Genomic DNA, 12,823 nt, shown 5'->3' with positions numbered 1-12,823 from the left:
AAGGGGACGACTGAAAATGAAGCCTTTGATCCATGAGGATTTCCTGCTGCAGTCGGAGGCGGCCCGCAGCTTGTATCACGACTACGCCAAGGCGCTGCCGATTATTGATTATCACTGTCACCTCGACCCGCAGGCCATCGCCGAGGACCGGCGCTTCCGCAGCATTACGGAGCTGTGGCTGGGCGGAGACCATTATAAATGGCGCGCGCTGCGGACCTTCGGCGTGGAAGAACGGTATATCACCGGCGACGCGACGGATGAAGAGAAGTTCGCCAAGTGGAGCGGGGTGCTGCCTTACACGGTCGGCAACCCGCTGTATCACTGGTCGGCGCTGGAGCTGAAGACATACTTCGGCGTGGAAGAGCAGCTCCATCCCGGCAACTGGCGCGACATTTATGAGCACTGCAACCGGCTGCTTGCCGGAGAAGGCTTCTCGGCGCGGGGGCTGATCGGGCGCTCGGGCGTGCAGTGGATCTGCACCACGGACGATCCGGCGGACGATCTGCGCTACCATAAGCGTATTGCAGCGCTGGAGAATTTCGGCACTGGAGTGACGCCGACCTTCCGGCCGGACAAGGCGCTGCAGATTGAAGCGCCGGACTTCGCGGACTATGTCGCCGTATTGGAGCAGGCTGCCGGCTGCCGTATTGATTCGTATGCGGCAATGGAACGCGTTCTGCTGGAGCGTGTGGCCTATTTCGCTTCCCATGGCTGCATGATCTCCGACCATGCGTTTACATATGTGCCTTATGCTGAAGCGAACGAGGCTGAGCTGGAGGCGATCTTCGCCAAACGGCTGGGCGGCGGCTGTCTGACCCGGCAGGAAGCCGACCAGTACACCACCGCGCTGTTCCTGGCGCTGGGGCGTAAGTATGCGTCCCTCGGCTGGGCGATGCAGCTGCACATTGGGGCGCTGCGGAACCCGAATTCGCGGCGGTTCCGCGAGCTTGGCCCGGACACCGGCTTCGACATTATCGGGGACGGCAGCTTTGCCCAGCCGCTGTCCCGGCTGCTGGACGGGCTGGAGCGCAGCGGCGAGCTGCCGAAGACGATCCTGTACACGCTCAACGCGGTGCACAACGATGTGCTGGCCGCGATGGCCGGCTCCTTCCAGGAAGGCGGCATCAAAGGCAAGGTGCAGTTCGGCTCCGGCTGGTGGTACAACGACCAGAAGGACGGCATGCTGAAGCAGTTGACCTCCCTGTCCAACCTGGGGCTTCTGAGCTGCTTCGTCGGCATGCTGACCGATTCGCGGTCGTTCCTGTCCTACACGCGGCATGAGTATTTCCGGCGGATTCTGTGCAACCTGCTCGGGGGCTGGGTGGAGAGCGGCGAGGCGCCGCGCGACCTTCCGCTGCTCGGCGGGATCGTGCAGGATATTTGCCATCATAATGCGGAGCGTTATTTCGGATTGCCCGTTGGCGGGTAAGGACAGCTCCAAGCTTATCCGGAGTTAATGAAGGTTAGTCCGGTGCGCTGACAGGGCGGATACGGAGTTAACCGTTTCTGCGCAGATTGAAGCTGCGCGGGAACGGTTTTTTTGGATCAACCCGCTCGTGTTCTCCACTGGAACAGGCCAAAGCCCAAATAGAGGGATTTTCTACCTCTAATTTCAAGACGAGTTCCATTTAAGTGATATTAGTGGCATTCCCTGCCTCTAATCATGCTGGTTCTAAGCCATATAGGCTGTTTCTGTGAAATTAGAGGAATGTTTTACCTCTATTTTCCTGTGGAGCGGACAATACGGAGAATAGAGGTAGATTTTACCTCTATTCTGCATCTGCCAGATAAATGAAGGTCCTTTCGTTAATTGGCACGGCGATGAGCTGCGGAGAGGCCAACATAAAAGATAGAGGACCGGCAGGCATAGCCAGACCGGTCCTCTTGGTTCGGGATAACAACGGAATGCGTATGGAACCTATTGCGATGCCGCATTCATCCGCTGCGCCATGCCTTCCGGAATCTCCTTGCCGGGCAGGTAGTGGATGCTGCGGATGTAGCGGATCGTGCGGCTGCTGGCCCGCATGATGACGGAATGCGTCTCGGCGCGGTCCTTGGCGAGCATACGCACGCCGCTGAGGAATTCTCCGGAGGTGACGCCGGTGGCGGCGAAGATGACGTCGCCGGTGCCTACCATGTCGGCCATCGAGAGCACGCGCATCGGATGGTCGAGGCCCATCATCAGGCAGCGCTGCATCTCGAACGGGCCCTCCGGCAGCAGCCGGCCCTGCAGCTCGCCGCCGAGGCAGCGCAGGGCAGCCGCGGCCAGCACGCCCTCCGGCGCACCGCCGGAGCCCATGTACAAGTCGACGCCGCTGTCCGGCAGCGCGGCGGCAATGGCGCCGGCCACGTCGCCGTGGCCGAGCAGCCGGATGCGAACGCCCAGCCGCCGCAGGGTGGCGATCAGCTGCTCGTGGCGGCTGCGGTCCAGCACGAGGACGGTCAGCTCCGAGAGCGCCTTGCCGGTGATCATTGCCGCCTTGCGCACCGTCGCCTCGGGATCGTCCTCCAGCCGCAGCCTGCCGGCCAGCTCCGGCCCGCAGGCCAGCTTCTCCATGTAGATGTCCGGCGCATGCAGCAGGCTGCCGCGGTCAGCGATGGCGATGACGGACTGGGCATTGTGCAGCCCCAGCGCCACTACCTCCGTACCTTCCAGCGGATCGACGGCAACATCGACGGCCGGGCCGTTCCTGTTGCCGACCCGCTCGCCGATGTAGAGCATCGGCGCCTCATCCATTTCACCTTCGCCGATAACGACGGTTCCGTCGATGGAGACGGAATCAAACATGGAACGGATGGCCGTTGTCGCTGCATCATCCGCCGCCATCTTGTCACCGCGGCCGATCCAGCGTGCCGCGGATAATGCGCCCAGTTCCGTCACCCGTACGATTTCCAGTGCCAACTCTCGTTCCATAGGTTTTCCCTCCATGTGTTTGAATTCTATTCAGCTTTCCTGCGAATCGGCGATATAGCCCATAATGATGCCGGCGGTTTCCTCAATGGCTTTGTTCGTAATGTCAATGACGGGGCAGCCGAGCCTCGCATACAGCGCAGCCGCATATTCCGTCTCCTCGCAGATGCGTTCAAGGCTGGCATACTGCGAGCCTTCGGGCAGCCCGAGCATACGCAGCCGCTCGGAGCGGATCTTCAGCATCGTCTCCGGCTTCATGGTCAGTCCGAACAGGCGGCTATGCGGCAGGCTGAACAGCTGCGGCGGCGGGGCCATCTCCGGAACGACCGGAACATTGACCACCTTCTTGCCGCGGTGGGCAAGGAAGATGCCGAGCGGCGTCTTGGAGGTGCGCGACATGCCGAGCAGTACGATATCCGCCTTGAGCAGCGCCCCGAGGTCCCGGCCGTCATCGGAGGCGACAGTGAATTCAATCGCCTCGATGCGCCGGAAATAGCTCTCGTCGAGCTGATGCAGAAGTCCCGGCCGCGCTGTCGGCGACCCGTCGAAGGTATCGATGAAGGCCTGCATCATCGGGCCCATCAGATCGACGATCCGCAGGTCAAGCCGCACGGCTTCCTCGCGGATCACCTCCCGCAGCTCCGGCTGCACCAGCGTGTAGGCTACGAAGCCGTGCAGCCTGGCGGTTTCCTCCATCAGCTTGCGCAGCTCCTCCTCCTGCCTGACATTGCCGTATCTGCGGAGGGTGACCGGGCGGTTCTGGAATTGATGAATAACGGCCTTTACTACAGCCTCGGCCGTATCGCCGATGGAATCGGAGACGATGGTGATGAAGTGAGAAGATGGCTCCATGCCCTTCAGTTTCCTCCCTGTTAGCCTTTGGCTTCGAGTTCAAGCAGCAGCTTGATAATGGCGGTCTTGGTCAGCCGCCCGGTCACTTCCTGCCGGAAGCCGTTGTCCTCGGCAGCATCCGGAGTGATGACCGGCAGGCTGTCCACTTCATGAAAAATCATCTTATGCGCGGCATCCAGCACCGTGTCCTCCGGCGAGACGGTAACGACCTTCGATCTGCGGGTCATCACCATGCTTACCGGCATCGTGACTGCGGCGGGATTGCCGAGCGTCACCTTCAGAAAATCCTTGCGGGACGCAACGCCGGCGAGGCTGCCGGCCTCATCGCAGATAATCAGTGTTCCGACGTCCTGCAGGAACAGGGTGACCACGGCATCCTGGATCGTCGCCGTCTCGCGGACGATGATCGGCGTACTCTGGATTGCCGCAACCGTAGTTTCCAGCAGCACTTGTCCGCTGCCCAGCCGCTGCGCCGCTTTCTTGCCGGGAAAATAGCCGACCTTGGGCTTCGCGTCAATATATTCCAGCATGACCAGCACCGACAGGTCGGAGCGGATGGTGGGCCGCGTCAGATTCAGTTGTTCGGCGATCTGCTCGCCGGTGATGGGTGCATGTTTCTTGACGATTTCGATAATCAGCAGTTGACGCGATGTCAGTTCAATCACGTAAATCCTCCACTTTCACGGGTACTTTGCAGGGTGGCCTTCCAGAGATGGAACAGCGCCTGGGTCATGATCCCCCTTTCTGCATGCTGTGTTTGGAATAATGTACCTAACTTGATTATATAATACGCAATAAATATGCTCATTGCAACATATAGTACGTCATAAATAAATTTATCTCCAGATTAATGCTTGATTTGGGAGCCGCCAAGGCATAAAAAAGCCCCCGCCAAACCGCTGACCGGTGAGGAAGGGGGGGATGTATCAGCCCATGCTTGCAGAACGGACTTCCATGTCTTTTTTCAGCAGCTGCTCGGCTTCGGCCAGCGAAATGTTGCGGACCATCATCAGCTCGCTGCTCAAGAGATGTAAGGTATGCTCCATCACATGCTTGTCGTCGGCCGTTAACTTTGTGTCATGCCCTTTGCTGCAGACCATATCTCTTAATATTTCATACAAATCAGCTGCAGTGCCGGAATGCAGTTTATCCTTCAGCATGGTTTTACGTTCTGTACTGTTCATAGGCAGCTTGGCCGAACCGGCGAAAAAGTGCTGCCGGGCCTCTTCCAGCTGCTGCGGCGAGGACAGCTTGCGCAGGCCCATTCTGCGGGCTTCATTAGTGGGCACGTATAAGCTCAGGCTGTTCGATGCAATGAAGATTTTATAATATTCCTGCGGTGATCCCGTGATTTGCAGGGTCTCCACATCCTTTACACAACCTGCTCCATGATTCGGATAAAACACTTCGTCTCCAGTTACCAGCATTGTCTACCTCCCTGGTTATTTATTAATCACTACCGTGTATTGTGACCAAAACTACTAACAGCAGACATCCAATTACAGTGCCGGGATTGGTCCGGCTGACAAAAATAATTATACCACATGCCTGTCAAGCCCCCTGTCCGCGGAAGCCGCATAGCCATGCGATTCAAGCGGGTAAGGTGTCCGGCAGCAGGAAATTATTTTACAGCAGGCGATGTTTCATTCCGGGAGACAAGTTTAAGAATATAGGGCAACACGATATCTCATAACCTTAAGGAGGAATTCAAAATGGCACAGAACAACCAGAATGGGAAGATGAGCCGCGAAGAAGCCGGCCGCAAGGGTGGAGAAGCAACATCAAGAAATCATGACCGCGAGTTCTATCAGGAAATCGGTGAGAAGGGCGGCGAAGCCCGCGGCTCAAACGGCGGCAACAACGACGGTAAAATGAGCCGTGAGGAAGCAGGCCGCAAGGGCGGCGAGGCCCGTGCCCGTCAACGTGACAATTAAAACAAACGCAATAAGCTTATAATCAACTAAAGAATAAGGTCAGACCCCGTAAAGGGGCCTGACCTTATATTACAATAACCCGGGTGGTCCCCCGAATCTGAAGTCAGATCACATACATAAGATAGTATAAATAAAAGTGTACGAACCGGTCCTGCTCAGCATAAAGCATCCCCTCAGGCAATATGGGATTCCAGCCGCCGCCGGTAGGCTGCCAGCGATTCATCGATGATGCGCTGCATAAAGGCGGGCTCGATCTCCGGCAGCAGCGCTGCCGCATAGGCCCAGGCGTTCTCCTCGATGCGCAGCTGAATTTCCGCCCGTTCCCGGGCTGTCAGCGGTTCATCTAGCCGGTCCGCCAGGCTTTCCAGCTCGGCATCTGCGGAGTGACCCAGCTCGTGGGCCATAATCACGGCGAAGTACTCCTGCAGCCTGCCGGTAGAGCCGAACATCAGCCGGCATTGGCGGATAATTTCTTCTATATATAAGTATACCGTGTGGGTGCTCATCTGATATTTGCCGCCAACCAGCCGGCCTCCCGGAAACCGCGGCTCATACTTGACTGCAACGCCATTGGCCGAACGATCCAGCAGGTCCTTAACAGTTTGTCTGAAGTTATAGGTGTTCAGCAAGGTTCCCGCCTTTTCGGAAGAATGGTTTTCCTTATATTAATTCGAAAATAAGTCTATTTCCATAGTTCTCATGAAAATATAATTGCAATTTTGTGAAAAAAGGAATCCCGGCAGGGCCGCAGAATCCCTATATATTACCGGAAGGCTCATTACCGGAACTAAATGATGGAGAGTGAACCCATGCATTTGCAACTCAATTTGTTCCCTGGCGGATTACCTAAAGCGCTGACGCTGAGCTATGATGACGGGCAAATTCATGATATCCGGCTGGCCGGCATCATGGACAAACATGGAATTAAAGGAACCTTTCATTTAAACAGCGGCAACCTCGGCCGGGAGGGATTCTTGAGCAAAGAGGAGGTCCATAAGGTTCTGGCCGGACATGAGGTGTCAGCCCATTCCGTCTCCCACCCGCATCTGGAGCAGCTGCCGGCTCCGCTGGCCGTTCATGAAATGCTGGAAGACCGCAAGGCGCTGGAGCAGGTGGCCGGTTACCCGGTGAGAGGGATGTCCTATCCCTTCGGTTCATACGCTGAGGAACTGATTCCGGTGCTGCGCTCCGTGGGACTGGTGTACAGCCGGACCGTCCATGCGACGGGGTATTTCGGCGTCCCCGCTGACTTCATGAAGTGGCATCCTACATGTCATCACAACGACGGGCTTGAGCAGATATGGGAACGCTTCATCAGCCAGCCGCTGTCCCACAGCCTGAGCCTGTGCTACGTCTGGGGTCACAGCTATGAATTCGCCCATCAGGACAACTGGGAGCTGATCGAAGCATTCTGTGCCCGGGCGGGCGGCAGAGAAGATGTCTGGTATGCCACGAATATCGAAATCTATGACTATGTTACTGCGCTCCGGTCCCTGTACTTCAGCGCCGACCGGACTCTTGCAGGCAATCCCTCGGCGATGGATGTCTGGATTTCCGTCAACGGGGAGCCGCTGCGTATCCCGGCCGGGACAGTGCAGCGGATTGAAGTCTAAAAGACTATGTCCCAGAACATACAAAGGCCCGGAACCAGCGTAAATGGTATCCGGGTCTTGTCTATAGATGGATATTTTAATTCCCGCCGGGACACAAGTCTTGCCTCCGGATTCAAATCTGTTTGTCCCGGTCGCGGTTCCGTTCTCTGCGCAGCAGGCTGGCTTCCGTGTAGGTGATGATGACCTGCAGGACCAGAACAAGCACTTGATTCAGTGAGTCGATCCGCGAGTTGAAGATGATTACGAACGAGATGAAGCCCGTCAGCAGGGAGAGCAGAATGAGAGCGATGGAGGGAGTGCGGCTCGCGCTGTTGCGGAACAGGCCGAGCAGCGTGAGGAACATCCCCTGGACTAGAATACAGTTGGCCAGCAGCGTAAACCGGGGCCAAAGATGGGATTCAAGCGTATTGCCGAACACATTGACAAGAATTAAAGCCGCAATTAGGGCAAGGAGAGAGAGCGCATCTCTTTTGCTGAACATGGTGTCACGTCCTTTCATGGGTGGTGGTAATAATACCCATTACCCCGCCCCTTCGCTCTCCAAGCACGCAGAGTCTTAATGTGAGATGGCCGGATCCGGCGGGAACAGCTTTGTGAACAGGAACCGTGTCAGCGGACCGACGATCAGCAGCTGCAGCGGCAAAGCGCAGATGAAGTTGAGACCTGCAGTGGTCAGATAGTGGCTGATAAAGTTGCCGGCCAATCCGTAATGTGCTAGTGTCCCATATAGAGACATGCAGAGCACCATGCCGCAGACCATGAGGCAGGAGATCGTCAGTACCTTCCGGATGACAGGAGCATCCGGCTTGAGCCATTTGCCTGCAGCCCCCTTGGCCAGTTTACCGACAATGAAGATATCGCATACCAAAGCCACAGCCAGCGCCGGCAGCAGGGTGGACAGTACGTCGCCGAGCAGGGAGCGGGTCAGGCCGCTAAATATGACGACGTTATATACGCTCATCCCGAAGACCATAAATACACACATAATTGAAGTGAAGATAAGTGCTTCCTTTTTGTTTCTGCCCATAAGTTAACTCCTCTCCCCTAACGGTGATTGTAAAACTTCACTTATAATAGCAGCGGCCGTCTTTATTGTCAACTTGGTTGACAATTTATTGCGAAGGCTGTGTCTACATATTCATTTTACCTGGAGGGTTCACATGAAAGATTATTTCCATGAGCTTAATCTAATCGATTTATTGAGCGAGAAGCATAAGGCGCTCCGGGACAAGCTCGATGAGAACAGCGGCAACCCGCTGAACCATACCGAGACCCACGTCATCGCCAAATTGGAGCTGCACGGCACATTGTCGATTTCGGCGATCAGCCGCATGATCAATATCTCCCGCCAAGGTGCGCAGAAATGCGTGAACGGCCTGCTGGCCGAAGGATATGCTGAGATTGCCCAGGCCGCCGGCAACGGACGCGACAAGCATATTGCCCTTACCTCCAAAGGGCTGGAGACTAGCCGGAAGCTGCTGGAGTGCAAGCAGGATATCGAACGGAACATTGCGGAGAAGCTGGGGGCGGAACGGGTGGAGTCGCTGAAGCGGCTGCTGGCCGAGGACTGGCTGTGAGGACGGGAACTGCCGGAATCCGATAGTGCGGGTGACGGCTTGCCGTTCCGGCAGTTCATACAAACTGTGCACACGTGTGAAAAATGGTTGAACTCCAATTTGTGAAAACGCTATAATTGGAATGATTCCAATATTGAAGGAGTTTAGCCAATGAGAAAAGGCAGAATGTTCTACAAGATTTTCATCCCGATTCTTGTCCTTGGCGTGGGGCTTGTGATCAGCTTCGGCAGCTACATCTATTTCACGACGAACCGTTCGGTGGTTGACCGGGTGGCCGTCGGCAAGCAGAGCCTGATTACACAGGTCAAAAATACGCTGGAGCAGAAAATCGAAACGATCGAGTATGCCTTCAATACGTACAGCACGACCAGCTCCTTCAGCGATGTCATCAAGAATCCGATCACGGTATCCGACTTTCAGGCTTACCGCAACGTCAATACCCAGCTCAATTATATCGCTTCACTTGGCGTGGACGGGGTGGCGTACTCGCTGATCAGTCTGGAGCAGAACTGGCAGATCGCCAACGGGCGGCTCTCGCATTTGACGGAGGAGGAGCGGGATCTGCTGCACGATCATTACATTGACGATCAGAAACGCTCGCTGTTCTGGATCAAGACGGAGGACGGCATCCGGATGGTGAACACGCTGCCGGTGTTCTCGCAGCGTAAGCAGGCGATCGCCCTGTCCGATATATCGCTCAAGGCACTGCAGCGCATCCTGCAGACGGAAGACAATATTCCGGTGATTCTGCTGAACCGCCAGGGCGAGCTGCTGTACGAATCGGCTTCGGCCCAAGGACTGCTGACCGCAGGGCAGCTGCAGGACATCACCGGAGCGGCGGGCGGATCGGGTGAGCCGGGAATTCTGTCCCTGGATGACCCCGGCAGCAAGAACGTTAAAGCGATTTATGCGAAATCCTCCTATAACAACTGGACCTATGTTACGCTGCTGGACCAGACAGAGATCGCCGATGCACTGAAAACTACACGCTTCGGTCTGATTATGATGATTGTCCTGATTACGCTGCTGATTGTCGTGGTAGCGTACGGTATCGCCCAGCATTTCACCAAGCGGATCCAGAAGATTCAGCGCAAGCTCTCCGCTGACGGACAGCCGGCCCCCAAGGACGAAATTGACTGGATTATTACCTCCATCGACCATATTCTGTCCGAGAAGCAAAGCCTGGAAGGGCTGCTGGAGTCGGAGCTGCCGCAGCTGGAAACCCAGTTCATCCTGAATTTGTTCCGCGGCCGTATCCCGGCAGAGGAACTGGAGCATAACATGACGCGGTTCGGCTATTCGCTTGCCGCGCACGCCTGCTATGCGACCATGCTGATTCAGCTGGATAACTACGGCGACAGACAGGCCAGCGACAAGGACCTGCTGCTTGTCGCCGTCAACAAGCTGGCAGAGGAGCTGATTCCCGCTTCGCGGCGGATGATTCCGGTGCTGCTGAACGACCGGACGCAGGCGACCATTCTGATCTTCGACGGAGATGTGGAGCAGGACAACCGCAAGCAGGTGCTTGAGGATGCCAAGCGGATCATTAAGACCGTAAGGGAGCTGCTTAATCTGTCGGTCAGCGTTGGCATCAGCAGCTTCTATACAGACTTAAGCGGCAGCAAGGAAGCCTGCGAGATGAGTAAGGAGGCGCTGCATCACCGGCTGCATCTGGGGAAGGAGTCGATCCTCTTTTACGAGGATATTTCGCAGGTGATTTCCGGACCGGTGCTGCTGCATTATCCGTCAGAGCTGGAATCGCAGCTCTTTGACGCTATCCGGTTAGGGGATGAGGAGCAGGTGTCGCGTTCCCTCTATCCGCTGCTTGGCGAGATGATGAAGCATGGCAAGAACCCGCTGAATTTCGAGGTGACGCTAATCCGCTTCGTGAACAACCTGATTCAGCTGGAGCAGCTGATCGGCGTGGAGGTACTGCTGACACAGGATAATTATGCGCTGTACCACCGGCTGCTCGATATCCGCAATCCCGAAGAAATTGAGCGTATTCTGGTCAAGGAGGTCATCCAGCCGATGGTCGCCTCCATGAAGGAGAAGACGACCCGCCAGTTCCGCGGCCTTGCGGACCAGATTGCCAACATCGTGCGTACCGAATACGACCAGGAGCTGTCGCTGGAGATGATCGGCGAACGGCTGCATTACAGCCCGAACTATTTAAGCAGCATCTTCAAGAAAGAGTTCGGCATGACCTTCAGCGAATATGTGATGGGCTACCGGTTGGAGATGGCCAAGAAATGGCTGGTGGAAAGCGACATGACGATCAAGGAGATCGGCGAGCGGCTGCAATACCACAATCCGCAGAATTTCATCCGCTCCTTCCGCAAGAAGGAGCATGTTACACCGGGCGCCTACCGGGCGATGAAGCAGGAGAGGTAAGGGAAAAGCATAAAGGAAATTAGTGATTTCCTCGGAATATCAGTCGATGCAGTAGAGAGCAGACCGATATGAACAAAACAAGATTCTGCAACATTAATCTGGAGGGTTCCAGATTTGATAATATCAATATGAGCGAGAGCAAGGGGGTAAACGATACTTTATGTGGTGGAGGCTTCGTATGGTAAGCCGGGAATTACTGGCCAAAGCTGCCGGATCCTGTGGATTTGACAAGGCTTCCTTTTGATGGATGTGAAATTCAATTATAAGTTTAAAAAGTAGCAGGAAATCCCTCCTAAGCTAGAGAATACCTGAATTTGGATTTATACATCAATATGAAGGGTTGTTCCTAGCTTATGAATGATAATCAATCCCCCAGCTTAACCAAGGCCAAAATACTGCTTGCCCACCCTTTGCTGCTTGCCTTGATCGTTGTGCTTATAACCGGCAGCCTGGCAGCCTGCAGCAATTCTTCCGCAGATAAGTTTGAACAGCCACCCGAAGAAACGCCTGTGGTGACGCAAGCATCCGGCAGCATTTATCTGTACGGTGAAGCCCATGGCGTATCCAAGATTTTAGATAAGGAATATGAATTGTGGTCTGATTACTACCATAATGAGGGTATGAGGCACTTATTCGTCGAGCTGCCCTATTTTACCGCTGAATATTTGAACCTGTGGATGCAGTCGGACAATGACGATATTCTGGAGGAGATTTATGAGGACTGGGAGGGAACCCTTAGTCAAAATCCATATATCAAGGCGTTTTACAAAAAGATAAAAAGCGAGTGTCCCGAGACGATTTTCCACGGCACAGACGTCGGGCATCAGCATGATACCACCGGGAGCCGCTTCTTATCTTACCTTGGCACACACGATCTGACAGAATCGGAGGAGTATACTTTAACGAAGGAATCGATCAACCAAGGCCGATATTTCTACATCAAAGATGATGGAGTATACCGGGAGAACAAGATGACGGAGAACTTTATCCGCGAATTTGAAAAGCTGGCCGGCGAGAGCGTCATGGGCATTTACGGCTCGGCACATACCGCGCTTGACGGGCTGGATTATGACACCCAATCGATCCCTTGTATGGCCAATCAATTAAAGGAACACTACGGTGACAACCTTTATTCGGAGGACTTAAGCTGGATGATTAAAGATATCGAGCCCTCCAGAGTGGATAGCATCACGTTACAAGGCAAGGAATATCCGGCATCGTATTTTGGGAAGCAGGATTTAACCGGGTTCAAGGATTATGCCTACCGGGAATTCTGGCGATTGGAAGGCGCCTATGAGGATGTCAAAGAGCTGCCTCTGGTGGATAACTTTCTTCCTTACAGTGAATACCCGATGCTGATCGATACCGGCCAGGTCTTTATGCTCAGCTATACCCGAATAGATGGGTCGGTGGAAAGGGAATATCACTTGTCTAACGGCAAGGTTTGGGAGGAAGGCATGTATGCCACACAACAAATCAAGGCAGCAGACTGATGGGCCAGTATACAAGGTGATGAAGACCGGGACTACGCAGGGTAAGATC

Annotated in this window: 13 protein-coding genes; 6 read left to right on the top strand and 7 right to left on the bottom strand. The window is 55.0% G+C overall.

The window, feature by feature from the left end:
- The first annotated feature begins 16 nt into the window (after positions 1 to 16).
- Positions 17 to 1,429, top strand: a complete 1,413-nt coding sequence (gene uxaC / locus F1381_RS22310) for a glucuronate isomerase (RefSeq protein ID WP_151737060.1) — start codon at positions 17 to 19, stop codon at positions 1,427 to 1,429.
- Between the two features lie 489 nt (positions 1,430 to 1,918).
- Here the strand turns inward: uxaC and glpX are convergent, their stop codons facing one another.
- The 4 genes from glpX to F1381_RS22290 all read right to left on the bottom strand — a co-directional run bounded on the left by glpX (position 1,919) and on the right by F1381_RS22290 (position 5,190).
- A complete protein-coding gene (gene glpX, locus F1381_RS22305; RefSeq protein ID WP_151737148.1) occupies positions 1,919 to 2,914 on the bottom strand; it encodes a class II fructose-bisphosphatase in 996 nt (331 codons plus the stop codon).
- Between the two features lie 30 nt (positions 2,915 to 2,944).
- The gene (locus F1381_RS22300) at positions 2,945 to 3,763 is read right to left on the bottom strand and encodes a pyruvate, water dikinase regulatory protein (RefSeq protein ID WP_151737059.1); all 819 of its coding nucleotides are present in this window, start codon (positions 3,761 to 3,763) and stop codon (positions 2,945 to 2,947) included.
- A gap of 20 nt (positions 3,764 to 3,783) precedes the next feature.
- Positions 3,784 to 4,428: a helix-turn-helix transcriptional regulator gene (locus F1381_RS22295; RefSeq protein ID WP_246188156.1), complete on the bottom strand. Its 645-nt coding sequence runs from the start codon at positions 4,426 to 4,428 to the stop codon at positions 3,784 to 3,786.
- Between the two features lie 261 nt (positions 4,429 to 4,689).
- Entirely contained in the window at positions 4,690 to 5,190 is a 501-nt protein-coding gene (locus tag F1381_RS22290) for a CarD family transcriptional regulator (RefSeq protein ID WP_151737058.1), read from the bottom strand.
- A gap of 285 nt (positions 5,191 to 5,475) precedes the next feature.
- Here F1381_RS22290 and F1381_RS29140 point away from each other — a divergent pair, with 285 nt between their 5' ends.
- Complete coding sequence (locus F1381_RS29140) at positions 5,476 to 5,697, top strand: KGG domain-containing protein (protein WP_151737057.1); 222 nt, start codon at positions 5,476 to 5,478, stop codon at positions 5,695 to 5,697.
- A 173-nt stretch (positions 5,698 to 5,870) separates the two neighbouring features.
- On the opposite strand, the gene F1381_RS22280 is transcribed toward F1381_RS29140, so the two are convergent.
- Positions 5,871 to 6,326 (bottom strand): hypothetical protein, encoded by a 456-nt coding sequence (locus F1381_RS22280; protein ID WP_246188155.1) that lies wholly within the window; start codon positions 6,324 to 6,326, stop codon positions 5,871 to 5,873.
- Between the two features lie 180 nt (positions 6,327 to 6,506).
- Between F1381_RS22280 and F1381_RS22275 the strand changes: the two genes are divergently transcribed.
- Complete coding sequence (locus F1381_RS22275) at positions 6,507 to 7,310, top strand: polysaccharide deacetylase family protein (protein ID WP_151737056.1); 804 nt, start codon at positions 6,507 to 6,509, stop codon at positions 7,308 to 7,310.
- A gap of 112 nt (positions 7,311 to 7,422) precedes the next feature.
- On the opposite strand, the gene F1381_RS22270 is transcribed toward F1381_RS22275, so the two are convergent.
- Together F1381_RS22270 and F1381_RS22265 are read right to left on the bottom strand one after the other, a co-directional pair.
- On the bottom strand, positions 7,423 to 7,791 hold the full coding sequence (locus F1381_RS22270) for a hypothetical protein (protein ID WP_151737055.1): 369 nt from the start codon (positions 7,789 to 7,791) through the stop codon (positions 7,423 to 7,425).
- Between the two features lie 75 nt (positions 7,792 to 7,866).
- The gene (locus tag F1381_RS22265) at positions 7,867 to 8,337 is read right to left on the bottom strand and encodes a DUF2798 domain-containing protein (protein WP_151737054.1); all 471 of its coding nucleotides are present in this window, start codon (positions 8,335 to 8,337) and stop codon (positions 7,867 to 7,869) included.
- A 133-nt stretch (positions 8,338 to 8,470) separates the two neighbouring features.
- Between F1381_RS22265 and F1381_RS22260 the strand changes: the two genes are divergently transcribed.
- The 3 genes from F1381_RS22260 (at position 8,471) to F1381_RS22250 (ending at position 12,774) form a co-directional block, all read left to right on the top strand.
- Entirely contained in the window at positions 8,471 to 8,887 is a 417-nt protein-coding gene (locus tag F1381_RS22260) for a MarR family winged helix-turn-helix transcriptional regulator (RefSeq protein WP_151737053.1), read from the top strand.
- Between the two features lie 150 nt (positions 8,888 to 9,037).
- Complete coding sequence (locus F1381_RS22255) at positions 9,038 to 11,281, top strand: AraC family transcriptional regulator (RefSeq protein WP_151737052.1); 2,244 nt, start codon at positions 9,038 to 9,040, stop codon at positions 11,279 to 11,281.
- 353 nt (positions 11,282 to 11,634) lie between these two features.
- Complete coding sequence (locus tag F1381_RS22250) at positions 11,635 to 12,774, top strand: hypothetical protein (RefSeq protein ID WP_187355518.1); 1,140 nt, start codon at positions 11,635 to 11,637, stop codon at positions 12,772 to 12,774.
- Positions 12,775 to 12,823: the final 49 nt, after the last annotated feature.

Origin of the sequence: Paenibacillus tengchongensis (assembly GCF_008973665.1) — a bacterium.
Taxonomy (GTDB): Bacteria; Bacillota; Bacilli; order Paenibacillales; family Paenibacillaceae; genus Paenibacillus_AQ; species Paenibacillus_AQ tengchongensis.
This window is presented reverse-complemented; position numbering and strand designations above follow the sequence as displayed.